Source organism: Thalassospira lucentensis, from assembly GCF_001613805.1.
Taxonomy (GTDB): Bacteria; Pseudomonadota; Alphaproteobacteria; order Rhodospirillales; family Thalassospiraceae; genus Thalassospira; species Thalassospira lucentensis_A.
Genome location: NZ_LPVY01000012.1, coordinates 59,915 through 83,957 on the forward strand (window position 1 = coordinate 59,915; position 24,043 = coordinate 83,957).

The window sequence follows — 24,043 nt, forward strand, 5'->3', positions numbered from 1 at the left end:
AGTCCATGCTATTTTTCCCGTCTAATCAGATTGACGGAGATCCACTATCTTTTGGCAATGATACGTTGAACCGGAAGGTATCCATGACTGACACGACCCAAACCGATACAGGAAACAGACAATGCGCCGCGTGGGGGGCTGTTTTATCCATGTCCCTTTGCGTTGCCTTGTTGCTGGCATCCGAGTTCATGCCGGTCAGTTTGCTGACGCCTATGGCGGACGGTCTGGGGGTAAGCGAAGGTGCGACCGGTCAGGCAATTTCGATCAGTGGACTTTTTGCCCTGGTTGCCAGCCTGATGATCACAACCGTCGCCGGGCGGGTTAACCGCAAATCGGTGTTGGTGGGGTTGACGATGCTGATGCTGATATCGCTTGTCATCGTTGCCATGGCACCCAACTTTGCGGCTCTGATTACGGCGCGCGCCATTCTGGGGATTTGCATCGGTGGGTTCTGGGCGCTGGCCACGGCCGTTATGATGCGGCTGGTGCCGTCACATGATGTGCCGCGTGCATTGTCTATCATGTATGGCGGGCAGGCCATTGCTTCGGCTTTTGCGGCACCACTTGGTGCATGGCTGGGCGATATCTTTGGTTGGCGTGCCGTTTTTTGGGCATTGACGCCGCTTGTTGCCATCAACCTTGTTTGGCAATTGAAGGTCTTGCCGTCATTGCCCGCACGTGGTCAGCAAAATTTCGGCGCGTTGGTCGATGTTTTGTCCCGTCCATACTTCTTGCGCGGCCTGATTGCAGCGATGCTCAGCTGGGGATCCGCCTTTACCATGTTTACCTATCTGCGCCCGTTTCTCGAACAGTTTAACGGCGCAGATGTCCTGACACTCTCGCTTCTGCTGCTGGTGCTCGGGCTTGCCGGTTTTGTCGGGACCTGGGTCGCAGGTCGCTTTATCGGTCAGCGAGTTGCGCCGCTTTTGAAATTGCCTGCCTTAGTCATGGGCGTCATCACATTGGGACTGCTGTTCACCAGCGGCTCGATCTTGGCAATCGGTGTTTTACTGGCGGGCTGGGGCATGATGAACACCGCACTTTCGGTGATCTTCATGACCTGGATGTCACAGAATGTCAGCGATGCACCCGAGGCTGGCGGCAGCCTGATGGTTGCAGCCATTCAAGGCTCGATCCTGCTTGGCGCCATTTTGGGCGGTCTGCTGCTCGATCATCTTTCAATTACTGCAACTTTCGTCGGCAGCGTGGCACTCTCAGCCCTTGCCGTAATTCTGATCGGCAACGGGCAAAACCTGTTGAGGCCGGTCAACTCCCCAAAACACACAGGAGACTGAATTGACCGACAATAATAAAACCAGCGAAACCGTGATGCAGATGCCTTCCGATCATCCTAACCGTCGCAGCTTGTTAAAGATGGCCGGTGCTGGTGCTGCAGCATTCGGGATTGGTGCTATGATCAACACCGCAAAGGCAAAGCCATTAAGCATGACAACCGAATGGGACAAGGTTTTCCCGAAAAGCGATAAAGTTGACCACGAGAAGGTAAGCTTCAAAAACCGCTATGGTATTACCCTTGTGGGTGACCTTTATCTGCCAAAGGATCGCAATCAGGGGGCAATGCCTGCTCTGGCAGTTGGCGGGCCGTTTGGTGCGGTAAAGGAACAATCCTCCGGCCTTTACGCCCAGACCATGGCCGAGCGTGGCTTTGTTACCCTGGCTTTTGATCCGTCCTATACGGGCGAAAGCGGCGGTGAACCGCGCAATGTTGCCTCGCCCGATATCAATACAGAGGACTTCATGGCCGCTGTGGATTATCTTGGCCTGCATAACACCGTAAACCGTGAACGGATTGGCGTTATTGGTATCTGTGGCTGGGGTGGTATGGCGCTCAATGCGGTTGCTGCAGACAAGCGCGTCAAAGCCGTTGTCGCCAGCACTATGTATGACATGACCCGCGTCATGTCCAAAGGTTACAACGACAGCGTCACACTTGAACAACGCACGCAGGCGCTCGAACAAATGAGCCGTCAGCGTTGGGAAGATGCCGCGAATGGCACGCCTGCCTTCCAGCCTCCCTATAACGAACTGAAAGGCGGAGAAGCGCAGTTTTTGGTCGATTACCACGACTACTATATGACTTCGCGCGGCTATCATCCGCGTGCGGTCAACTCCGGCAATGCCTGGACGCAGACGACGCCGCTCAGCTTCATGAATATGCCGATCCTGAGCTATATCGAGGAAATCTCACCGCGTCCGGTCTTGCTGATTCATGGCGAGAATGCCCATTCGCGCTATTTCAGCGAAACCGCCTATGAAGCAGCGGCCGAGCCGAAAGAACTGCTGATCATTCCGGGGGCAAACCACACCGATCTTTATGATCAGCTTGATGTGATCCCGTTTGACCGGATCGAGGCATTCTTTGGTGATGCACTGGTTTGATCATGATGGGCGGTCGGGGCGATAAACCCCGACCGTATCTCTTGTCGTCAACATTCAGCATGAAAGGGGCGGGCGTGGTAAGTGCGCACACATTCCTCACCACCCGACGTGGCTTTATTGCTGGTGCCACGGCGACACTACTGGCTACCAGACCGGCACTTGCACAATCGGGGGCAAAGCAGATGCGTATCCGTTGCACCTTCTCCGATCAGGAATTCACCTATCTGCTTAATGATAACGCGACGACACGCGATTTCGTCTCCATGTTGTCGCTTGATCTGACAATCAGTGATTTTTCAACCAACGAAAAGATTGCCTACCTGCCACGGCGTCTCGATGAAGGCGGCCTGGTCAATTATAGCGACGAAGCACCCGGCGATCTGTGCTATTTCCGCGGATGGGGCAATCTGGCGTTCTTTTACGACACCTATGAATATCGCGGTGACCTGATCCGGCTCGGAAAGATCGAGGGACCTTTGGATCCATTACAGGTCAAGGGGGAGTTCCCGCTGCGCATTGAATTGCTGACCTGAGGACGAGCGAAGGTCCTGTTTTGCAAAGTCGTGAGCAGGGGCTGATCACGCCACGCGTTTCAGCAGATACTCCACCGGATGCCTGGGCTTCGTGCCTTCAAAGCGGGCGACCTGACAACGACACGAATAGCCGGTGACGAGCATGTTACCCAAGCCCGTCTGATCGACTTTCTTTTTCCAGCTTTGGTCATAAAGCGCGCGGGAGGTTTCCTGATGGCGGGTTTCGTGGCCGTAGACGCCGGCCATGCCGCAACATCCGGTTTTCTCGGTCGCGAGTTTGATGCCAAAGGCCTCGAAAATCTTTTGCCATTTGACGCCGACATCGGGGATCGATGTTTTTTCCGTGCAATGCGGGAAGAGCGTTGCCGGGGCCGTACCCCCTGCATTCCCGCTGCTTGCGGGCAGGGTGAGGCGGCCTTCCGCGATCTCGGCGGCCAACCATTCATGGAACAGATGCACGCGGTAATCCGGGCGGTCCGTGCCAAGGCGCTGGGCATATTCCTGCCGATAGGTGAGCGTCACACTGGCCTCGATCCCGATCAGGGGGACGCCGGTTTTGGCCAGTCGGCCATAGACGATATCGTTTTGCTTGGCCTGATAATCAAAGCGTTTGAGGAAGCCCTTTACATGCAATGCCTTGCCATTTGGGCGATAGGGCGGCACGAAAACGCGGTAGCCAAGTTTTTGCAGAAGATCGATATGGGCGATGAAAACATCGATGTCATAGTGGCTGGTGAAGCAATCCTGCAAAAGCACCACGGATTTGGCGCGATCCGCATCGGAGAGTGCTTCAAGATCGGCCAGTTTGAACGGGCCGATGCCGCGTTTGCGCAGGGCCGAACTTACGCTTTGGCGGCTGAGTTTCGGCAGGTCGGTCAAGCCGATCAGGCTTTTGAAAATCCAGGGCATCGGCGGAACAGCTTGCAAGCCATTGAAAAGCAACGGGGCCTTTGCCATCAGCGGGGCGATGCTTTCAAGCTGCGCGATCACGTAATCCTTCACCGGCCGTTTGTAGCGGGTGTGATAGGCCTCCAGAAACCGTGATTTCATTTCCGGAATATCGACCTTGACCGGGCATTGCCCCGCACAGGCCTTGCACGACAGGCAACCGGCCATGGCATCGTAAACATCGTGCGAGAAATCGCGCGCATTGATCACGGCGAGGTCCTGATTACGCGGATCGGTGCCGACCGAAAGCTGCCGGATCCATTCACGGACCAGTCCCGCCCGACCCTTGGGCGAATGAACGCGGTCGCGCGTGACCTTATAGGACGGGCACATCGCATCCATCAGGTCCCAGTTAAAGCAGGCCCCGTTGCCGTTGCACCGCGTCGCGTTGAGATATTCATCGCGTAGCCTGTCTTCGATCTGGCGGTCAAGCTGACCACGCATCGGGGCCGCGTCAATCGCGGTGATCGGGGTGTTTCTCGAATAGGGGGATGCGATCTTGCCGGGGTTTAATTGTCCTTCCGGATCAAAGGCTTCCTTGATGCGCTTGAGCACATCATAAAGTTCGGGGCCGAAATAGGTTGGCGAATATTCGCCGCGAAAACCCTTGCCATGTTCGCCCCAGATCAGGCCGTTATATTTTTGGGTCAGGTCCACAACCCTGTCCGACACACGGCGCAGGCGCGCTTCGTCCTGCTCGTCACACATGTCAAGCAGCGGTCGGACATGCAGACAGCCGACATCGACATGGCCAAACATGCCGTAATCAAGCCCCTCCGCATCCAGTAAAGCCCGGAATTCCGCGATAAAATCGGCAAGGTTTTCCGGCGGGACGGCGGTATCCTCGACAAACGGGGTCGCACGGCGTTTGCCTTCAAGGTTGCCAAGCAAGCCAACGGATTTCGCCCGGATTGACCAGATGGCGGCGATCTGCGTCGGATCGGTGGCCTGGACAAAGCCGATGGGGGCGTAATCGGCATTCGGATTGGCCTCAAGATAGGTGCGCAGTTCCGCCTGTTTGGCACCGACCTCTTCGGCGGTTTCGCCAACAAATTCAACGACATTGAAGCCGCGTGTTGGCACGGTGCTATCCTCGGTCCCGAGCAGTTTGCCCAGCAGGTGCCAGCTTTCATCCTGCTTTGCCAGTTCCATGACCTTGTCATCGATGCTTTCGATGGCGACCGGGTCAAACTGCACAAGGGTGCCGACATGGCGAAGCGCACTATCAAAGCTGTCATAGCGCACCACCGTGACCGCCTTGTGCTTTGGCAGCGGAATGACGCGCAGCGTGATTTCCTTGACCATGCCAAGGCTGCCTTCCGCCCCGGCGATCAGGAAGCTTAAATTCATATCCCCTTGATCCGAAACGGCTTCCTTGAGGTTATAGCCCGTAAGCCCGCGGTTCATTTCCGGGAAAATCGCGTTGATCTGATCCCGGCGCGGCATGATTTCATCGTGGATTTTGCGGTAAAGCCGACCGGTGCGGTCATCGCGGTTCATGATTTCGGCGGCGTCCGCGGCACTCATTGCGTGGGTGCGGAAATCGGTGCCATCGATCAGAACCGTGGTCATGTCATTGATATAATGGCTTGTTTTGCCATAAATCCGCGATCCCTTGCCGGAGCTATCGGACCCGATCATGCCGCCAATGGTCGCCCGGCTGGCGGTGGAAACGGCGGGCGGGAAGAAGAAACCATGCGGTTTCAGCCACGCGTTAAGCTGATCCAGCACCACGCCGGGCTCGACATGGACCAGCCCCTTTTCGGCATCAAAACCCAGTATGTTGTTGAGATGCTTGGATGTATCGAGCGTAATGGTGTTGTTAAGCGACTGGCCATTGGTGCCGGTGCCACCACCCCGCGGGGTGATTTTGACCTCGCTGAATTCCTCGCGCCCGGCCAGTTCCATCACAACGTTGATATCATTGCGGTTTTTTGGCTGCAGGACGGCGGTTGGCATCACCTGATAGACGCTGTTATCTGTCGCATTGATCAGGCGGGACGGGAAATCGGCATGGATTTCACCGGCAAATTTCCCTTCTTTTTCAAGGGTTTTGAGGAAACCAAGTGTGAGACTGTCAAGCGACCGGTCCGGGGTCAGAACCGGCAGGCGGTTGAGCCGGGAAAAGCTGCGGCGGGCGGGGGTTGATCTGGCGGTCGGGGCGGGCGCGGTCATGATGTCTCTCTGGTCTCTTGTTCGGCGCGCGGGCGGCGTCATTTGACCCATTTGACAGGAGGCGGATTAAATAGACAAATTTAAAATTCCGAAGGATTATTCATTTTTAGTGAATAATCCGATTTTTCAACTCGGTCGGCAACCGCATGCCGACCGTGCCGAGGGGGCAAAAAAGGGCTCCGGGATCGGTTTTGTTAAAATCGTATCATATGATTAAAGTGAATTTTGTATAAATTATACCGCCGTTTTAGCGCGCAAATGGTGCCGATCCACCAGGAAACCTGCGATGTTCAGAGCTTTGAGGCTCCGTCAGCGCGGAGAATCATAAAAGTATTATCATATGAGTTTTTTAATGCTGTCTGAGCCACATTTCCGTCCCGGTATTCGTCTGGGTCACGCCAATATCTGTTCCGGCGTATCGGCCCGCACAGATTCATCATGCATAAGCGACAGGATTGTCTTTTTGTAATGCATGAATTCCGGGGAGGTCCGGGTGTGAATTTTGGGGGCGGGGGATGTTGATGGTGAGCGACTGTTTGATTTTGCATCAGCCTATCATTATGACATGTATTTAATCGCCCGGAGGGATATTCTTTTCATATTGTGGGTGGCGAAAAGAGCGGTTTTGCACCGGCTTTATAACATGTTATCGGCCATAATGGTTATGTAGAACTTTGATATGAATGCTTATTACAAGTCTATAGATGGCCTTCGTGCAATCGCTATTCTTGGTGTTATTTTTTATCACTGCGGACTTGCGACTGTTTCCGGAGGGTATACCGGCGTCGACGTGTTTTTTGTGATATCGGGATATTTGATTGTTTCCAGTATTGTCAGAAGACTGGAGAAAGATGAATTCTCGTTAAAGCAATATATGGAACGGCGATTCAGGAGAATCGTTCCGGTTATTGTTGTTATGCTTCTCGTCGTCTCCGTGGCATCTTTTTTCATCCTTCTTCCCGAAGATTTGGAATTTTATGGTTCGTCTCTTGTCGGAGTTTCTCTTTTTATTCCGAATTTTTTATTTGAGAAGGAATTTAATTATTTTGCTTCTTCTGGTTCCCCGCTAATTCATTTGTGGAGTATTGGCGTTGAGGTTCAGTTCTATGTCGGGGTTTCCTTATTTTTTGTCCTTTTGTGCAAAATAAAAAAAATCGATAAAAGTATACTTATAATATCTTTGATTTCTTTGGGGTCTTTTGGGGCGAGTGTTCTTCTTGTTGGAAAACACTTAAACCCTGTTTTCTATCTCACTCCTTTCCGGCTCTGGGAGTTTGGTCTGGGGGCTCTGGTCTCGTTGGGGCTGGTGCCGTTCATTAGGCATAAGATATCTGATAATGTCGTGAGCGTGACGGGATTGCTTCTCGTACTTGCCCCCATGTTTATCTATGACGCCACATGGTTGTTTCCCGGGTACTCCGCACTGCCATCCTGTCTTGGAACGGCGATGCTTCTATACTGCGTCGATAGTGACGCGGTCGTTATAAAGTTTTTGCGCAATTCCGTTTTTTCATGGGTGGGGAAGACTTCTTACTCAACTTATATTTGGCATTGGCCGATTATTCTATTCTACGAATACAGTTTGAACAGATCTTTGATTGCAAGTGACGTGATCACTCTTCTGGTCTTGATATTTTCAATTGGATGGCTGTCTTGGTGGTTTGTTGAAAACCCGTTCTATAAAAAGAAAATCATTTCCAATTCGAGGATTCTGTGGGGGGGGAGTTTTTGTTGTCTGCTTCTATTTCTTGTGGCTGGCAGTGTCTTTACCCACTTCAAAGGCTTTCCTGATCGCCTTCCAGATGAGGCGCTTACTGTGCTTGAGCAGTCTGAATACCGTATTCCAACCACATGTCCTGATTTTGGCTACGATATTATCCACCGAAGCCTCACGGATACTTATTGCATCATTGGAGACCAGGATGTTGCTCCTACATGGGCATTGTGGGGGGACAGCCACGCGCGGAGCTTAAGTGGACCGCTTTCTCAAAGCTTGAAGAAGAACAAAGCATCGGCGTTATTGCTGGGGCTGCACGGTTGTCCCGCGCTATTGAATGTAAATGTGACATTTTATCTATCGGGGACATGCAAAATCCATAATCAGCATGCTTTTGATCGGATCGCAAACAATCCTGAGATCAAGCATGTGGTTATTCTCAGTCGGTACTCCATGTATCTGTACGGCACCTCTACCGGGGGCTTTGACGGGCAGAGGGAAATGATCCATTTGATGGATGCAAACGGCCGTCGATTGAGCGAGCGGGAACGCGTTGAGTTATTCCGTAAGTCTTATGAGGAGACTATGGAGAAGGTCGTGAGCCTCGGGAAAGATGTACATATTGTCATGCCCATTCCTGAAGCCTCATTTTATATCCCTGGCGTGGTCGCGCAGAACATTTGGAAAGGGGACAGCAAAAATGCGGTCAAAATCTCGGAAGACTCTTACCAGAGCCTGAATGAAGCGGTTTTAGGCGCCATGTATCAGGTGGAGAAAAAACATCCAGGTAAAATAAAATGGATTAATCCGCAAGATATCTACTGCGATGATGGGGCGTGTGAAGTGATGCGTGACGGTTATATACTTTATAAGGACAGCAATCATCCAAATGCATTTTCTGCGAATATTTTATTGGAATCGATCAATCTGGAGATGAAAACGCAGAATTAGAAGAAATTCTGATGTTTTTGAAATAAGTCTTGAGAGTTCCAGCTTGGTATAGAAGACACCAGCAAAAAGTTACCCTTGCGGTGGCGCTCCGCGTTTCAGTTTCAACGTGTGACTGGAATGCGAAAGGCGCAGGGTTCCCTATCCGCGCCTTTGGTTCGTGTGCCGGAAATGTCCATTTGCGCTTGTCACGCCATCGCCGGTTCCGGCGTATCGGCCCGCACAGATTCATCATGCATCAGCGACAGGATGGTCTTTTTGTAACGCATGAATTCGGACGAGGTCAGGGCATCTATGCTGCGCGGGCGGGGGATGTTGATGGCAAGCGATTGTTTGATCTTGCCCGGCCGCGCGGTCATGACATGGACCTCGTCGCCAAGGAAGATCGCCTCGTCAATGTCATGGGTGATGAACAGCACGGTTTTGCGGCGGCTTTGCCAGACATCAAGCAGCAGTTCCTGCATCAGCTGGCGGGTCTGGCTATCGAGCGCGCCAAAGGGTTCATCCATCAGAAGAATGCGCGGATCATTGGCAAGCGCACGCGCCAGTGCCACACGCTGGCGCATGCCGCCCGAAAGTTCCTTGGGATATGATCCCTCGAACCCGGTCAGGTGCACCGCCCGGATCAGATCATCGGCAATGTCTTCGCATTCGGATTTCGGCAGTTTTTTAAGCTGCGGCCCGAACATGATGTTTTCGCGCACGGTCAGCCACGGAAACAGGGTGTAGCTTTGAAACACCATACCCCGGTCGGCCGATGGCCCGGCAATCGGCTGCCCATCAAGCGCCATCGTGCCCGACGTCGGGACCTCCAGCCCTGCTACCAGCCGCAACAGGGTTGATTTGCCACAGCCCGACGGGCCGACAATCACCGAAAACGTATCATGGGCAACCGAAAGTGACACATCATCAAGGGCCAGAACCGGCGGCTTTCCCTTGGGCTCGAAACGGACCATGATATCGGAAAGGGTGAGCATGCTCATGATGTTATCCTTGATGTGTTCGGGAACCGGGCACCCGGTTGCACGGGGCAGGGTAAAGGGGGGGGGGGGCTATCGCGTCGACCTTGCAGGAGGCAGCGTATGGATGCCGACGGAGGTTTGGGGTTTGCGGACTGGGTCGCCGGGCGGAGGTTGTCGCGCCAGCCCTGCAATCGGCAGCGTAGAACGTTCGGCCAGGGTTTGGACCTTGCGGGATTGCTGGTGTTGCCGTTCCTGCCCGTGCCGTGGCCGCGTGGGGCGTTGGAACGGTGCGCGGGGCAACGTATATCCGGGGTGTGTTTGTTGCGCGGGCTTTGCGGGAGGCAGCGTAGAATTCGCGGTCGCGGTTGGCGTGTTGCGGGTTTGGTCGCCGGGTGGGGGAGTGCTGCTTTCGCCCTGCAATCGGCAGCATAGATCCGGGCCGGGTTTGTTGTGTGGGCCTTGCGGGAGGCAGCGTATAACTCTTGGTCAAGGCTTGGGCGTTGCCGTGCTGCGGGTGGTTGCTGATGCCGTTTTGGGGGCATCTGCTGTGCGCGTTGCTGATGCATGTCACGGTGCATGTGAGCGTATCCGTCTTGCATGGTCTTAAAAATCCGCAGACCAGGGCAGGAGCTTTTTGCGCAGCACCTTGAAAATGAAATCGGTGATCAGGCCCAGGATGCCGATGGTGAAGACACCCAGCAGGATGACGTCGGTAAACAGGCCACGCATGGCGTTCAGGATCATATAGCCAAGGCCGGTATCGGCGGCGACCAGTTCGGCCACCACCAGATAGGTCCAGGCCCAACCCATGGTAACGCGCAGGTTATCCATCACGCCGGGCATGCAGGCCGGAACCAGAATGCGAAGCGCCACCTGTTTGCGGTTGGCACCGAGCGTATAGGCGCAGTCAATCAGATCCTTGGACACACGGGCCGAGACATCGGAAATCAGGATGAGCTGCTGAAAGAAGGTTCCGAGGAAAATCACCATGATTTTCTGTTCGATGCCGATCCCGACCCAGAGGATCAGAAGCGGGATCAGGGCCGATACCGGGATGTAGCGCATGAAACCGGTCAGCGGTTCGACCAGCGCCTGAACGGCGCGGAAGCTTCCCATCAGGATGCCGATCGGAACGGCGAAGATGGAAGCAAGGATAAAGCCCGAGAGAATGACCGAGAGGCTGGCCCCGATATGATGAAACAGCGACAGATTGCCGATGCGCTTGATCGCGGCTTCGATCACCTCGTGCGGGGCGGCAAGGAAGTCCTTTGGCGTGATGCCGCCATAGGTGAGCAAACACCAGAGACCAAGGACAAGAGAAACCGAACAGAGCGACAATCCGATAAAGGCGGATTTCGGTATTTCGGTCTTGGGCGAAAACAGCGATCTGGTCCACATGGTGCTTGCTCTTTTATGGTCGTCGGAAGGTGGCGATGTGACGGGAAAGTACTGCTTATTTCACGATGTCAGCGGCAATCAGGCTTGCCGGTTCGGCATCAATGGTAAACAGGCCGCCTTCTTCGCCAAGCACCTTGGCATTTTTGATCGTGCCGAGAATGCCGCCTTCGTTGGCCGGGTCCATGAAGGTCTTGTTCATCGCATCGTCATAGAAAACGATACCGGCACGGGTTTCGGCAAACACCGCCGGGTCTTCAAGCCAGCCGCCAACACCCTTTGCCATGATTTCATCGGCTTCTTCGACATTGTCCTTCTGCCATGCAATCGCCTTGGACCATGCCCGATACAGGCCTTCCATTGCCGGGCGGTTTTTTTCAAGCATGTCATTGGTGGTGACCATGATGTCGGTGATCAGGCCCGGGGTTTTGGTGCTGTCGACCAGAACATGCCCATGATCGGTATCCTTGCCGCGCGTCAGCCACGGTTCCCACGTCACCGCCGCATCGACCTTCTGCGCGACAAAGGCCGCACCGGCATCGCCGGCCGACATATTAAGTGCGTTAACATCCGAAAGCTTCATCCCGGCGTCTTTCAGAAGGACGCTCAGGAAAAACTGCGAAACCGAGCCCTCGGTAAAGGCGATGGATTTGCCCTTGAGGTCGGCGATGGTTTTGATGTCCTTGCCCGCGACAATGCCGTCGCCGCCGCGTGAATCATCAAGCGCGAACAGATAGGATAACGGGTGTTCGGGGCTGTAGAAGGCCAGCACCGTATCAATGGTGGTGACGGCAACGTCAATTCGGCCGGCGGCCAGGGCCGGCATGCGGGTTTTGACGTCTTCCATCACGACCAGATCGACATCAAGGCCTTCTTCTTCGAAGAAACCCTTGTCACGTGCGATATAAAGCGGGCCATACCCGACCCATGTGGAATGGGCGATGGTAAGTTCCTGATTGGCCGATGCCGGGGCCGACAGGCCCAAAACCGTACCAAGGGCGATGGCCGACAGGCACAGTCCTTTGAACAGATGTTTCATTTCAAGTCTCCGCTGTGAAGTTCACTGATGATGTTTTTATGGATGGGGGCTTTGGCCCCCCTTTTATGGACGTCATTTATTGTTAGGGTTGCGCGTTGCTGGTGACGTGGCCAGAACACAAAGCAGTTCAAACATGATCGAAATGCCAAGCCATGCGGTACCGCCCGATGGATCAAAGGGCGGGGAGACCTCGACCAGATCGGCCCCGATCAGGTTAAGCCCATCCAGCGCACGCACCATGCGCTGTGCCTCCCGGCTGGTGAAGCCGCCGATTTCGGGGGTTCCGGTGCCCGGCGCAAAGGCGGGATCGATGCTGTCGATGTCAAAGCTGACATAGGTGGGTTTGTTGCCGACGATCTCGCGGGCCTCGGCCATCACGGCATCAATGCCGCGATCCTCGACTTCTTCCATGCGGATGATGCGGACCCCTTGGGCAAGGCCCCATTCGACATCCTCACCATCATACATGGTGCCGCGAATGCCGATCTGAACGACGCGTTTGGGATCAAGATAGCCGTCCTCAATCGCGCGGCGGAAGGGCGTTCCGTGGGTATAGCGATAGCCGTTGAAATAGCTGTCAAACAGGTCGGTATGGGCATCGAAATGCACCATGCCAAGCGGCTGATCCGCCCCCAGCGCCTTTAATATCGGATAGGACACCAGATGATCACCGCCCGCCGAAAGGGGGGCGATGTTTTTGGCCTTGAGCGCGCCGATGAAAGCACAGACCTTATCGAGCGTATCCATGATGTCGGCCGGGTTGACCGGGCTATCACCCAGATCGGCGACATTGCGCGCGGCAAAGGGATTAAGCCCGGAAACCGGATGGCGCGGGCGGATCATGGTGGATAGGTCGCGCAACTGGCGCGGGCCGTGGCGCGGACCGGGGCGGTTGGTGGTGCCGCCATCCCATGGCACGCCCAGAATGGCGATATCGACCTGTTCAAGAGCGGTGTCGGACAGGCCCAGCAATGGCAGGCGCATGAAAGTCGGCACACCGGCAAAACGCGGGATTTCCATGGCCGATGGTGGCTCGAACGATTTGATGATGGGGCCGGTGTGGGGCTTTGCGGTGGGAATGGTGTCGCTTGGCATGTTTTTTCTCCGTGAAGCGATTGCATTCACGTTGCCACAGCGTAACGTGTCCAATAATATCGAACTTCAAGAGTAAACGTCGGAAGTTTCCAACCTATCATGGCAGCCACCGTTCCCCCGTTAAGCGATGTTGATCTGCGGCAATTGCGGATTTTTCGCGCCATTGTCGAAAGCAACGGCTTTAGTGCCGCGCAGGAACAGCTTGGCCTGTCGCGCTCGACCATCAGTGCGCAGATGTCGGCCCTTGAAACGCGGCTGGGCGTTTCGCTGTGTCGGCGCGGGCGGTCCGGCTTTGCCTTAACCGAACATGGGCAGAAGATTTATAACGAGGCGATCAAGCTTTTTGCCGCCGAGGATAGTTTCAGGGCCGAGGTCGGCGCGATCCGTGGCAGCCTTGTCGGTGAATTGCGGGTTGGTGTTGTTGATGCGGTGGTGGAAAACCCCAATTGCGCGCTTGATCTGGCCTTGGCGGCGTTTAACGAACGCGCGCCCGATGTGCATGTCACACTTCTGATCGTGTCGCCCAACCAGATTGAAAATGCGTTGCTTAGCCGGCAGATGGAAGTGGCGATTGTGCCCAACCAGCCGATGAACAGTGCGGTGCAGATGCAGCAACTGTTTTACGAGGAACAGCGGCTTTATTGCGGCATGCGCCACCCGCTTTTTGAACGCGATACCGCGAAAATGCCGATGGAAGACGTGGCGGAGCTTACCTTTGCCAGACGCGGCTATTCGGTGGCAACGGCGTTTCAATCGCTTTTCAAACATCCGCCGAGTGCGACGGCCTATGATATGGAGGGGCTGGCGCACCTGATTTTAAGCGGCCGGTTCGTCAGCTTCCTTCCGACCCATTTCGCCGCCCGGTGGGAAGAACGCGGGGAAATGAAGGCGCTTCGCCCCGATTTCCTCAGCTTCAAGATCGGCATGTGCATGGCGCATTTCCCCAATACCGTGCTGTCGCGCATGGCGCGCGAATTTTGCGACTGCCTGAGTGCGGTGCATCCGGTTTATGGCGGGGCGAAGAAGCGGGCGGGGTGAGGCGGCGGTTTCTTCGGTTTTGCTGCCTCCTTTCGTCCCTTCCGCCGCTCATGAGCAAGGCCATACCCACCCCCATTTCCGTCACTCCCGCGCAGGCGGGAGTCCATCGCGCGGCGGGTTCGGTGGCGATTTTAGTCGATGCGGCACAAAGGACTGGATTCCCGCCTGCGCGGGAATGACCGGGGTGGTGGGATTGACCGTGCCGCGCCTTACAGACGGAATCGGTTGCGCAGGCCAAGGCCAATCAGGAACAGGAAGATGAAACTGAGAACGCCTTGGGTGATCATGAGGGCATCGACGCATAGGCCGGGGTCTTTGCCGTAAAGCGCGGTTAGGGCATCCGTGCGCAAATCGCGTGATTGCGGCAGGAAGGGGAGGCTGTTGCTCGCCGATAAGATAAAGGCTTGTGTCCAATCCGCCCAACCATCGGTGACGAGTTTTGGTATCTGCTTGGCTTTGTAGGCAGACATACCGGCCGCAAATATGACACCGAGCGAGAGAGAGGGCCGCAATATACTCTGGCCGTAATTGCTGAAAAAACTAAAGGCCATGTCGAGAACCGATCCAAGCCACGCGGTTTCAATCCATCGTTTCGCTCTGTTTTCATCGGCGGAAAAACGTAACGCGGCCTGATGGTCCTTGTTGGTTTCGGCGATTTCTTTGAGGCGACGCAGTCGTGCGCTGTCTTGCGGGTCTTTTGCGACTTGCGAGAGTTTTATGGGCCAGCAGTGGTGTTTCCAAAAGCGGCGCAGTTTGTTGAAGTACTTCAGGCTTATCCGTTTTTTGGGAGCAAACTTGTATACAAGTCGCGAAATGATGCCGGTTTCCGAAACAGCTTTCACGCGCCATTGATCGGGTCGAAGACCGGGTTTCTGCCAACGGCGCTGTAGTTTGACGGTTAGCGCGCTGAGGTCAACTTGATGCGAATATCGGGTGGCGCGAAGGTCCGGGATGATCCCCAGATCGCCCGTAAGCGTGAGCGGTCCGTCAAAAGATGCGCTGTGTAAATTGAAGGATTTTAGTGCGGTGGCAGAAGGGGGAAGATCGAAAATAGCCCGGCCCTTGATGGACAATCCTTTTGCATCAATTTCGCTGGCTCCTATAGTTTTTGGATTAAAGTTTAAGTTTTCGATCCGCGACTGACTGAAGTTTATTTCGACGTCGCCAAAAACGGTATCCGAGAAGTCCACGTTGCCATCGCCGAAGGTGGTTTTCGAGAAGTTAATGTTGCCGTTACCGAAAGTGGTATCTGAGAAGTCCACGTTACCTTCGCCAAAAGTGGTGCACGAGAAGTCAACGTTGCCGTTACCGAAAGTGGCATCCGAGAAGTCCACGTTACCTTTGCCAAAAGTGGTGCACGAGAAGTCTACCTCGCCGATGCCGAAAGTGGTATTCGAGAAGTCTACGTTACCATTGCCGAAAGTGGTGTAAAGGAAGGATACTCCGCTGCCGAACGTGGCTTGAGTGAATCTTAGATCGCCGTCGCCGAAAAAAGATTCTATGAATCTCACTGTACCGTTGCCAAAAGTCGCTCCATGGAATTCCACGTAGCCGTTGCCGAAAGTGGAATAATCGAAGAATATAGCACCGTTGCCAAAATGATATCCCGCGAAGGACAGGTCTCCCTCAGCGTCTTGTTCATTTGAGAAATCGAATTTGTAAAAACTGATATCCCTGTCTGGATGGCGATCGATCCAACTGTTCCAAGCGTCCTGACCCCGACGCCATAGGTCAAGGACTGCTTCGCCTTCCAGAGTTGGTCTTTCCTGTTCAGTTTCTTCCGTCATATCCCTGAATTCATTCTTTGTTTTGCGCAGGTGAAGTCGCGCACCACAATGCCCTTTAAAGTAGCGTTTGGCGATATAAAACCGAGCGTGGCGGGAGAGGTTTGTGGTGGGCAGGCCTGCGCCCTATCCGTCATTCCGGGCGAAGACCCGGAATCCATTGGGCGGCGGGTTCGGGGGGGATTTTTGTAGATGTGGCACCAAGGACTGGATTCCCGCCTGCGCGGGAATGACGGGGCGGTGGGAGCGATGCAGTCCGCTGCACCGGGCCGTTCTGTGATGTTGTGCCACGTGGTTTGGGGCGGTTTGGTGCGGGATGAGCGGGGCAGTGCAGGAAACGCTGCACAACGCGCAATTTACCCGTTAGTGTTGCAGTCCGGTCAATCAGTTAGCGGATGAAACATGCTGTCTTCCATCAGTTTGCGCCATATGCGGGTTTTTGTGGCGGTCGCCGATCATGGCACCTTTACCGCCGCGGCGGAGGTTTTGGGGCTGACGCCATCGGGGCTGACGGCGACGATCCGCCAGTTCGAGGATGTGGCGGGGACGCCGCTTTTTGATCGCACGACGCGACAGGTGACCTTGAGCGCCACCGGGGCGCGGTTTTTACCCACGGCCCGCCGGTTGATCAGCGAATTTGAAGAGGCGCTTGGCGATCTTGATGCGCTGTCCAAGGGCATTGGCGGGACGATCCGTATTGCCGCTGCCCCCTCGGTCCTGACGCGCATTTTGCCCGGCGTGATCAGCCGGTTTGTCGATGAACATCCCGATGCACGGCTTCGCCTGGACGAGCTTAACGCGGGCGAGGTGCATGAGGCAGTGGCGCGCAACGAGGCGGATTTTGGCATTGCCGGGGAATGGCATGCCCTGCCCGATATTGCCTTCAGCCCGCTCTTTTCCGACCGGTTCGGGGTGCTGTGCCGCCCGACCCATGCCTTTGCCAGACGCAGCGCGATTGCGTGGTCGGAACTGGCCGATCAGGCCTTTGTCGGGCTGGGCCCGGAATCGGGCACGCGCGCGATAATGGCGGCACAGGGAAGCTTCGCCGGTGAGGCGGGGGGCGCTGCTGGTGCCGCTTATGCCGGTGTTGACCCGGCGGAGGTCGCGGCATCGCCTGCGGTGAAGCGGGCTGCGGCCCTTGGCCTGCCCGAGGCGCAAATGGCCTTGCGCCGGGCGAATGCCAGCGAACGGGCGATTGAACGGGTGGCGAAGGCCGCCCTTGCGAAGCGTGCGGAGGACGCCAAAAACGGGGGGCGTGCGGCGGACGGATCGGGCAGCACCATGATCGACCCGATCGCGCAATTGCGCCCGATTGTCGAAACATCCAACACGATCACGCTGGCCGCCATGGTGGCCGAAGGGGTGGGGATCACCGTCCTGCCGGAACTGGCCGCGCGCGTCGCCGACCTTGCCGCACCCGGAAAGCTGGTCTTCGTGCCGCTGTGCGAGCCGATCCGCAAACGCCCGATTGGTATCATCACGCGGCAAAGCAGAAGCCTGTCCCCGATTGCGCGGATATTCCTTGCGATGGTGATCGAACAGGCGCCCAAAATGGATCTGCCTGCGGCGATTGAGTGGGGGTGAGGGAACTATTCAAAGCGGGTGAGGTCGTCGAAATCTAGTTCTGCGGCCAAATCTTTTGCAAGATGTTCGTTGTCTGCTGGAAGCAACCAGTTTTTGGAGTATCCAGAGTGTTCCAGCTCGGCAAGAACCTTTGCTTTTTCTGATCGGGATAAGACAAACTCTATTAATCTGTGGTTTTTTACGTCGTTCTCAAGGCCGAGCATATATGAGGGAAAAGCTTGTTTTTCTGTGTGGTAATCTTGAGTGCACAGCAAATAGCAGGCTTCCTGCCTTTGATGACGGACTGAGTGTTGGTGATCAGGGCTCCATACAATTAAGTTTGAATCGCCGGTCCATCCACTTCTCGTCTCGTCAAGCCCCGCATAAGCGTAGATGGATGCGTCAGAGCTTTTATTAATGTTATTTAGGGCAAAAAAAGCTGCGACGTTCCAGTTGCGGGTCCAATCAAGTATTGGTGATGGAAATTCATTGTGGCGCAGCCAAATTGTCAAATCCATGAAGTTCTGCATTTGAATATTCGATGGATTTATATTTTTTTCATCGAAAAATTTAAATTCTTTTTGGGAAATGTCATTTATCTGTTTTCTTTTTTTTGCATAAAAAATTGACATACTTACTTTGGAAAACAGGATGGTATTTCCTATCATTTTCAATGAAGTGCCTTTCCAGCGTTGACTGCAAATCCCATTTACTATCGGCTTGACCACGGAATATCCATTCTATGGGATCCCCTTCATCACTTGATTCAGTGGGGAGTTCTTTGACGCATGATTTGAATTCCTCCCATGTCACGAAATACGTTTCGGGTGATTTTTTCATTCTCTTGAAATTTCGCTTTTGGGGATAGTTGTCTGGTTTCGGTTGCTCATGAAATCATCCGAGACGCTTTGCGTGTCAAAGAAGCTGTCCCATAGCTGATCGGTTGGTGTGAGGTCACGCGAGGTGTCCGCCGCCTCAGTCTTACCACGCAGGGAAACGGATTTCGGGGGCTTTGGGGTCATTGCGGGTGCCTCCATCTTTTTCGATCATGGGTTTATATTTTGGTGATGGGCGGCACGGGTCAAGTGCATATGCGCGAAAGCGGAGCTTTTGGCGCGATGGACCCCCGCCTTCGCGGGGGTGACGGGGAAGGGCGGATGCTGGGTCGCATATATTGGTGGACGGAGCGCGTTCCGCCAAAGCCACCATTTTCTTTTAACCCCTCCAAACTGGTAATTCTTCGCATGTGCAACATATCATGAGGGTGGGCGTGGCCCATGTGTGAGATGGCGCAGGAGTTGGCATGAGCGAGAGTGCGAAGAAGTCGACGGCGAAGAGCAAGGCGAACGGGAGCGGCAACGGGAACGGCAAGGCCAAGAAGCCGCGCAAGCATATCAGTCTGGCGTTGCAGGGTGGTGGGTCGCATGGGGCGTTTACGTGGGGCGTTCTGGACCGGCTGCTGGAGGATGAGGAAATCACGGTTGAGGCGATTTCCGGGACCTCGGCGGGGGCGATGAATGCCGCGGTGGTGACGTCGGGCTTTGCCAAGGGTGGTTATGAGGGCGCACGGATCGATCTTGAGACATTCTGGCGCGCGGTATCGGAAGCCGCCCGGTTCAGCCCGCTTCAGCGCAGCCCGATTGACATCCTGTTTGGCAACTGGTCGCTTGAAAACTCGCTGGCTTATATGTGGCTTGATATGAGTGCGCGGGTGTTTTCGCCCTATGACCTGAACCCGGCGGGGGATAATCCGCTGGCCGCGATCTTGAACGAGGTTGTCGATTTCAGGGCGCTTAATGAAAGCCCGGCCAAGCTTTTTGTCACCGCGACCAATGTTGAAACCGGGCAGGGGCGGGTGTTTCGCAACCCCGATATCACGGTCGATGTGCTGCTGGCATCGGCCTGTCTGCCGACGATTTACAAGGCGATTGAAATTGACGGGGTGCCCTATTGGGACGGTGGATATTCCGGCAATCCGAGCCTTGGGCCGCTGGTGCGCGAATGCGGATCGGATGATACGGTTCTGGTGCAGATCAACCCGGTCAAACGGCCCGGTGTGCCGAAAACATCGCGCGAGATTGCCAATCGCCTGAACGAGGTATCGTTCAACAGCAGCCTGATGAAAGAGCTTCGGATGATTTCGATCCTCCGCAAGGACATGCCCGACCATGCGTGTGAAGCCAGCAAATGGGGGGCGATGCGGATGCATTGCATCGCAAGCGATGTGATGCTGGAGCTTGATCAATCATCGAAACTCAATGCCGAATGGGATTTCATGACCATGCTGCGCGACAAGGGGCGCGAGGCGGCGGCGAAGTTTTTGCGCAAGCATCGGCGCGATATTGGCGAGCGGCCGACACTGGACCTTGATCTGTTTGCGCCGGATTGACGGGGGAGGGTTTGCGGGTTTGGTGGCGGGGTTTGAGGATGTGGCACGAAGGACTGGATTCCCGCGTGCGCGGGAATGACGGTTTTTTGGGTATGGCTTTTCCACCCGTTCGTCACTCCCGCGGAGGCGGGAGTCCATGGGGCTGCGGGCTCGGTGATGGGTTTGAGGGTGCGGCACGAAGGACTGGATTCCCGCCTTCGCGGGAATGACGGTTTTTTTGGTATGGCTTTTCCATCCGTTCGTCACTCCCGCAGAGGCGGGAGTCCATGGGGCTGCGGGCTCGGTGGCGGGGTTTGAGGATGTGGCACGAAGGACTGGATTCCCGCGTGCGCGGGAATGACGGGAGTGTGTGGTTTGGCGGGGCCGGAGGGTTCCTCTCGCGCTGCTCGCCAAGCTGTGATCGGGGCTTGATTTCCGATTATCGTCAAAGCCGTTTACACCGGATGGAAAGATCAATCCGGAGAGAAGCAGATGTTGAAATCGGTTGTTATGGGTGGCGGGATTGCGATGGTGGTGCTGGCGGGGTTTGCCGCCCCGTCGCAGGCCGCCCCGCAGGTTATCGAAATCACGCAGGTGCCCTGCCAGTTTCTGGAGCCCGAGGGCACCAACCATCATTACACCAGCACCAAGAAAGCCGATTGCGTCGCGATCAACAAGGAAAGCGGTGATCAGCGCGTGGAAAAGGCCGGCGAGATGACGCTGGCCCCCGGTGATTACATTTTCCGGGTGGCCAATGATGGTGTGCCCTATGAGGTCGGTTTCTGGCTGCGCGACAAGGATTATGACTGGACCGACAAGATCCTGAGCCAGAAGATTTCGGTATCGGGCGGTGGCCTTTTGCAGGGCAAGACCAAGGATTATGCGGTGACGCTTGAGCCCGGTGAGTATCTTTATAGCTGCCCGCTTAATACCACGCCGAATTACAGGCTTGTGGTGAAGTAACGATTTTTTGCCTCCTCCCTGAAAAACTGATTGGCAGGTTTCCCGTCTCCCCCCTGATCAGATGATCTGTGACGATCCATGGTGATCTGCCGACCTGACCCGCATGTGCCCCCACACATGCGGGTTTCTTTTTGGGCGGGTTTCTTTTTTGCGGGTTTTCTTTGTTTGCGCGAGGTAAGGCGCAGGCGTAGTCTGAGCCCCGCCATCATCAACAACGCCCCGGATCGAGATGCCCCAAAGCGAGCTTGAAAAAATGAAGGCAGGGCAGTGGTATAGCTGCCTTGACCCGGAACTGGACGCCATGCGCGCACGTGCCCATGAGGCGGTGCATGAACACAGCATCCTGCCGCCGTCTGATCGCGGCAATATCGCGCCAAAGCTGCGTGCGCTGTTTGCGCAATGTGCCGAAGACGTGCGGATCGAAACGCGGTTTCATTGTGCCTATGGGGTCAATATCCACCTTGGGCGCGATGTGTTCATCAATGTCGGCTGTACGATCCTTGATACGGCTTCGGTGATCATCGGTGATCATTCAATGCTGGGCCCGAATGTGCAGATTTACTGCGCGCAGCATCACAAGGACCCGGAACTTCGAAAGCTGCATCTTGAAATTGCCCTGCCGGTGACGATTGGCCGGAATGTCTGGATCGGGGGCGGGGCCATCATCCTGGCCGGGGTCAGCATCGGCGATGATGCGATAGTCGGCGCGGGTGCGGTGGTGACCAAGAATGTCGCGCCGGGCACAACGGTTGTTGGCAACCCGGCGCGGGTGATGGGCGGATAGGGGCAATCCCTATCGCAGGTGTGAGCGCGCGGTTGGCGCAAGGCGCAGGATTTCGCGCGGACGCCATAGCCATTGATCAAGTTCGGATGCCAGATGATTTTGCCAGTCCGGGTGGCTGGCAAGCTGATCGGAGAAGGTGGCGTAACCCGATGGGCTGTCAAAGCGGGCCAGCCAGACAAAGACGGTTTCGCCTTCGCGGACCGGCAGGCGGGGGAAGCTGTTGGGTGCGGTTTCGCTGATCAGTTCGGCCAGAATATCCGCCCCGCAATCGCGCAAGACAGGGCGTAGTTTTTCAGCAAAGAAAGCGGCGAATTCGGAAGCCCGGCCGGGGGCGAGTGCGCAGATGCTGGCCTCGACAAAGCCGGTTGCCGGGATGCTTTCGATTATTGCCGGGCGGGGCTGTGCGGGGGTGGCAAAGCCGGTGGTGGCATTGGCCGGGCGCAAAAGCAGGACATTATCGGAATTGACCATGGTGCCATTGGCCGCGTCACAATGCTGCGCCCAGACAGGGCCGGAATAAAATGTGCCAAGGGCCTTGGCGCGGCCATCCATATCGGCAAAGCCGCGCAGCCAGGCGAAGCTGTTGGCGTCATCAAGATCGCGGAACTGACCGATGACGGACATGCCGCAGGCTTCCTGGCTTTCGATGAATTCACGATCAAACAAATCGATCAGGGCCTGCCGCGTGCCGGGTTTCAGGCGGTAACGGCGCAGTTCGATGATGCTGGTATGCATGGTTTGGAACCTTGATTACAAAACAGGATAAATGACCTGTTTTGATTAACAGGATGTTTGTCCTGTTTTGTCAAGCTGCGATAGGATAGGAAGGCGGAAGGATATGCCCAAATCTGTCAGGAGATCACCGATGAGCGCGCCCAAGAGATCACCAGCAAGCCCGGTGCGTTCACGCAGCAATGACCCGGAAGGCATGCGCAACCGCATTCTGGATGCGGCGTTTGAGGCGTTTGTCACGCGGGGCTATCACGCGACCGCGATGAACGACATCCGCGATCTGGCCGGGGTGAGCGGCGGGGCATTCGCGCATCATTTTCCCAGCAAAAAGCAGCTTGGCCTTGCGGTTCTGAAGGAACGGGTTGCCGATGCGGTGATGCAAAGCTGGATCGCACCGGTGCAGCAGGCCGACACCACCAAGGAAGGTATCCTTGGGGTGATGACGGCGATCATTGATGAACTGTCAGCCAGGGGCAATGTCACCGGTTGCCCGCTTAACAATCTTGCGCACGAGCTTTCGGGCGGGGATCGGGATTTTCAGGTGGCCTGTGCGGCGGTTTTTGATCGCTGGCAAGATGGGATTGCGAAGGCCCTGATGCGCGATGGTGCTGTGGATGAGGCGGCGGAAGCAGGGCGGCTTGCCGGGTTTGTCATCGCATCCTATTCCGGGGCGATGGCAATGGCCAAAAGCCGACAGGATACTGGCGCGCTTTGCGATTGCCGGGCGATGCTCGACCGGATGATCTCCTGAACCGTTGCGCTACTGGCCGGAAGCGATGATCAGGCGCAGACGGTTGGCAGGTCATATTCACCGCGAATGCGGGTGAGCCCTTCGACGAGTTCGCGACGCCGGGCCTCGGCACCAGTGGTGTCATCGATTTTGGGATCGGCGGCGATGATGTCGGGGTAAAGGCCGCGTGCGGTGTCTTCCCGTGCCTGATCGGAATAGGTGATGGCTTCGAGCCACAGACCGGCAAGCGCGTAATCCGGGGTGGCGGATTTACGCGCGGTGGCGGCGTTTGACAGGGCGGTTGCGTGATCGCATTTGGCAAGGGCCGTCAATCCGGCAAAGGCATCATTGCCGATTTTGGCGCGGATGCGATCCTGCTTTTCCTGCTGGGCGGCCCTGAAGGTTTCTTCCTGTTGCGCATCGGCCGAGGCCCCCGAAATTGCCCCGGCGGTTGCCCCGGCAGCCACCCCGTAAACGGTGGACCGTGCCGCGGCCTCGACCGGGTTGCCGCCAAAGATCGCGGCGGTCACAAAGCCGCCGACCGCGCCCGAAATTGCGCCGACCCCGGCACCGCGCCCGGCATATTCCCCGGTTTTCCCCGTGCAGCCCGAAACGGCAAAGGCAAGGACAAGGGCAGTTGCGGGGGCAAGAAAGGGAAAGCGCATCCGGGGGCTCCTGATCATCGGAATTGTCTTGGCCGAGGTTACACCGGAAAACCGGGCAAGGGGAAGGCAAAGCGGGGAGGACGTGGCGTGGAAGCCCCGTTAACGGCAAGCCGATACGGGAAAATCCGGCGCAATCGGTCGATATGAGAAGTGGCAGTTTTCCGCCAATGTAAACGTTTCAAACATTCATAAAACGGAAACAAA

General features: G+C 55.8%; 19 protein-coding genes. 10 read left to right on the forward strand and 9 right to left on the reverse strand.

All coding sequences use genetic code 11. From position 1 onward, the window contains the following. Positions 1–83: 83 nt before the first annotated feature. From AUP42_RS11275 to AUP42_RS11285, 3 genes are all read left to right on the forward strand, one after another. Entirely contained in the window at positions 84–1,295 is a 1,212-nt protein-coding gene (locus tag AUP42_RS11275) for an MFS transporter (protein WP_062951720.1), read from the forward strand. Position 1,296: 1 nt separating this feature from the next. After that, on the forward strand, positions 1,297–2,400 hold the full coding sequence (locus AUP42_RS11280; protein ID WP_062951721.1) for an alpha/beta hydrolase: 1,104 nt from the start codon (positions 1,297–1,299) through the stop codon (positions 2,398–2,400). Positions 2,401–2,474: 74 nt separating this feature from the next. Further along, complete coding sequence (locus AUP42_RS11285) at positions 2,475–2,933, forward strand: cyclophilin-like fold protein (protein ID WP_231858247.1); 459 nt, start codon at positions 2,475–2,477, stop codon at positions 2,931–2,933. A 45-nt stretch (positions 2,934–2,978) separates the two neighbouring features. Here the strand turns inward: AUP42_RS11285 and AUP42_RS11290 are convergent, their stop codons facing one another. After that, positions 2,979–6,056: an FAD-binding and (Fe-S)-binding domain-containing protein gene (locus tag AUP42_RS11290; RefSeq protein WP_062951722.1), complete on the reverse strand. Its 3,078-nt coding sequence runs from the start codon at positions 6,054–6,056 to the stop codon at positions 2,979–2,981. Positions 6,057–6,735: 679 nt separating this feature from the next. Between AUP42_RS11290 and AUP42_RS11295 the strand changes: the two genes are divergently transcribed. Beyond that, on the forward strand, positions 6,736–8,724 hold the full coding sequence (locus AUP42_RS11295; protein ID WP_062951723.1) for an acyltransferase family protein: 1,989 nt from the start codon (positions 6,736–6,738) through the stop codon (positions 8,722–8,724). A gap of 185 nt (positions 8,725–8,909) precedes the next feature. Here the strand turns inward: AUP42_RS11295 and AUP42_RS11300 are convergent, their stop codons facing one another. The 4 genes from AUP42_RS11300 to speB all read right to left on the reverse strand — a co-directional run bounded on the left by AUP42_RS11300 (position 8,910) and on the right by speB (position 13,212). Next, positions 8,910–9,704, reverse strand: coding sequence for an ABC transporter ATP-binding protein (locus AUP42_RS11300; RefSeq protein ID WP_062951724.1), 795 nt, complete (start codon positions 9,702–9,704; stop codon positions 8,910–8,912). Positions 9,705–10,286: 582 nt separating this feature from the next. Continuing rightward, on the reverse strand, positions 10,287–11,081 hold the full coding sequence (locus AUP42_RS11310) for an ABC transporter permease (protein ID WP_037987857.1): 795 nt from the start codon (positions 11,079–11,081) through the stop codon (positions 10,287–10,289). Positions 11,082–11,136: 55 nt separating this feature from the next. After that, a complete protein-coding gene (locus AUP42_RS11315; RefSeq protein ID WP_062951726.1) occupies positions 11,137–12,117 on the reverse strand; it encodes an ABC transporter substrate-binding protein in 981 nt (326 codons plus the stop codon). A gap of 72 nt (positions 12,118–12,189) precedes the next feature. Next, entirely contained in the window at positions 12,190–13,212 is a 1,023-nt protein-coding gene (speB, locus tag AUP42_RS11320; RefSeq protein WP_062951727.1) for an agmatinase, read from the reverse strand. A 99-nt stretch (positions 13,213–13,311) separates the two neighbouring features. On the opposite strand from speB, the gene AUP42_RS11325 reads away from it, so the two are divergent. Next, positions 13,312–14,250 (forward strand): LysR family transcriptional regulator, encoded by a 939-nt coding sequence (locus tag AUP42_RS11325; protein ID WP_062951728.1) that lies wholly within the window; start codon positions 13,312–13,314, stop codon positions 14,248–14,250. Positions 14,251–14,459: 209 nt separating this feature from the next. Here AUP42_RS11325 and AUP42_RS11330 read toward each other — a convergent pair whose 3' ends face one another. Next, entirely contained in the window at positions 14,460–16,037 is a 1,578-nt protein-coding gene (locus tag AUP42_RS11330) for a pentapeptide repeat-containing protein (RefSeq protein WP_062951729.1), read from the reverse strand. Between the two features lie 399 nt (positions 16,038–16,436). Between AUP42_RS11330 and AUP42_RS11335 the strand changes: the two genes are divergently transcribed. Beyond that, complete coding sequence (locus AUP42_RS11335; protein ID WP_062951730.1) at positions 16,437–17,618, forward strand: LysR family transcriptional regulator; 1,182 nt, start codon at positions 16,437–16,439, stop codon at positions 17,616–17,618. Positions 17,619–17,623: 5 nt separating this feature from the next. Here the strand turns inward: AUP42_RS11335 and AUP42_RS11340 are convergent, their stop codons facing one another. After that, positions 17,624–18,325 (reverse strand): FRG domain-containing protein, encoded by a 702-nt coding sequence (locus AUP42_RS11340; RefSeq protein ID WP_156484604.1) that lies wholly within the window; start codon positions 18,323–18,325, stop codon positions 17,624–17,626. Between the two features lie 575 nt (positions 18,326–18,900). Here AUP42_RS11340 and AUP42_RS11345 point away from each other — a divergent pair. The 3 genes from AUP42_RS11345 (at position 18,901) to AUP42_RS11355 (ending at position 21,712) form a co-directional block, all read left to right on the forward strand. Beyond that, positions 18,901–19,986 (forward strand): patatin-like phospholipase family protein, encoded by a 1,086-nt coding sequence (locus tag AUP42_RS11345; RefSeq protein ID WP_062951732.1) that lies wholly within the window; start codon positions 18,901–18,903, stop codon positions 19,984–19,986. Positions 19,987–20,457: 471 nt separating this feature from the next. Next, positions 20,458–20,928, forward strand: a complete 471-nt coding sequence (locus AUP42_RS11350; protein WP_062951733.1) for a hypothetical protein — start codon at positions 20,458–20,460, stop codon at positions 20,926–20,928. Positions 20,929–21,157: 229 nt separating this feature from the next. After that, positions 21,158–21,712: a sugar O-acetyltransferase gene (locus tag AUP42_RS11355; protein ID WP_062951734.1), complete on the forward strand. Its 555-nt coding sequence runs from the start codon at positions 21,158–21,160 to the stop codon at positions 21,710–21,712. 9 nt (positions 21,713–21,721) lie between these two features. Here AUP42_RS11355 and AUP42_RS11360 read toward each other — a convergent pair whose 3' ends face one another. Further along, positions 21,722–22,447, reverse strand: a complete 726-nt coding sequence (locus tag AUP42_RS11360) for an NIPSNAP family protein (protein WP_062951735.1) — start codon at positions 22,445–22,447, stop codon at positions 21,722–21,724. 130 nt (positions 22,448–22,577) lie between these two features. Between AUP42_RS11360 and AUP42_RS11365 the strand changes: the two genes are divergently transcribed. Beyond that, positions 22,578–23,195, forward strand: a complete 618-nt coding sequence (locus AUP42_RS11365; protein ID WP_062951736.1) for a TetR/AcrR family transcriptional regulator — start codon at positions 22,578–22,580, stop codon at positions 23,193–23,195. Between the two features lie 29 nt (positions 23,196–23,224). Here AUP42_RS11365 and AUP42_RS21780 read toward each other — a convergent pair whose 3' ends face one another. Further along, a complete protein-coding gene (locus tag AUP42_RS21780) occupies positions 23,225–23,839 on the reverse strand; it encodes a hypothetical protein (RefSeq protein ID WP_062951737.1) in 615 nt (204 codons plus the stop codon). Positions 23,840–24,043: the final 204 nt, after the last annotated feature.

What these genes read in the sequence shown, in the direction of transcription:
- AUP42_RS11275 (WP_062951720.1), top strand. Translation starts at nt 84, where the DNA reads ATGACTGACACGACCCAAACCGATACAGGAAACAGACAATGCGCCGCG.
- AUP42_RS11290 (WP_062951722.1), bottom strand. Translation starts at nt 6,056, where the DNA reads ATGACCGCGCCCGCCCCGACCGCCAGATCAACCCCCGCCCGCCGCAGC.
- AUP42_RS11295 (WP_062951723.1), top strand. Translation starts at nt 6,736, where the DNA reads ATGAATGCTTATTACAAGTCTATAGATGGCCTTCGTGCAATCGCTATT.
- AUP42_RS11300 (WP_062951724.1), bottom strand. Translation starts at nt 9,704, where the DNA reads ATGAGCATGCTCACCCTTTCCGATATCATGGTCCGTTTCGAGCCCAAG.
- AUP42_RS11310 (WP_037987857.1), bottom strand. Translation starts at nt 11,081, where the DNA reads ATGTGGACCAGATCGCTGTTTTCGCCCAAGACCGAAATACCGAAATCC.
- AUP42_RS11315 (WP_062951726.1), bottom strand. Translation starts at nt 12,117, where the DNA reads ATGAAACATCTGTTCAAAGGACTGTGCCTGTCGGCCATCGCCCTTGGT.
- speB (WP_062951727.1), bottom strand. Translation starts at nt 13,212, where the DNA reads ATGCCAAGCGACACCATTCCCACCGCAAAGCCCCACACCGGCCCCATC.
- AUP42_RS11325 (WP_062951728.1), top strand. Translation starts at nt 13,312, where the DNA reads ATGGCAGCCACCGTTCCCCCGTTAAGCGATGTTGATCTGCGGCAATTG.
- AUP42_RS11330 (WP_062951729.1), bottom strand. Translation starts at nt 16,037, where the DNA reads ATGACGGAAGAAACTGAACAGGAAAGACCAACTCTGGAAGGCGAAGCA.
- AUP42_RS11335 (WP_062951730.1), top strand. Translation starts at nt 16,437, where the DNA reads ATGCTGTCTTCCATCAGTTTGCGCCATATGCGGGTTTTTGTGGCGGTC.
- AUP42_RS11345 (WP_062951732.1), top strand. Translation starts at nt 18,901, where the DNA reads ATGAGCGAGAGTGCGAAGAAGTCGACGGCGAAGAGCAAGGCGAACGGG.
- AUP42_RS11350 (WP_062951733.1), top strand. Translation starts at nt 20,458, where the DNA reads ATGTTGAAATCGGTTGTTATGGGTGGCGGGATTGCGATGGTGGTGCTG.
- AUP42_RS11355 (WP_062951734.1), top strand. Translation starts at nt 21,158, where the DNA reads ATGCCCCAAAGCGAGCTTGAAAAAATGAAGGCAGGGCAGTGGTATAGC.
- AUP42_RS11360 (WP_062951735.1), bottom strand. Translation starts at nt 22,447, where the DNA reads ATGCATACCAGCATCATCGAACTGCGCCGTTACCGCCTGAAACCCGGC.
- AUP42_RS11365 (WP_062951736.1), top strand. Translation starts at nt 22,578, where the DNA reads ATGAGCGCGCCCAAGAGATCACCAGCAAGCCCGGTGCGTTCACGCAGC.
- AUP42_RS21780 (WP_062951737.1), bottom strand. Translation starts at nt 23,839, where the DNA reads ATGCGCTTTCCCTTTCTTGCCCCCGCAACTGCCCTTGTCCTTGCCTTT.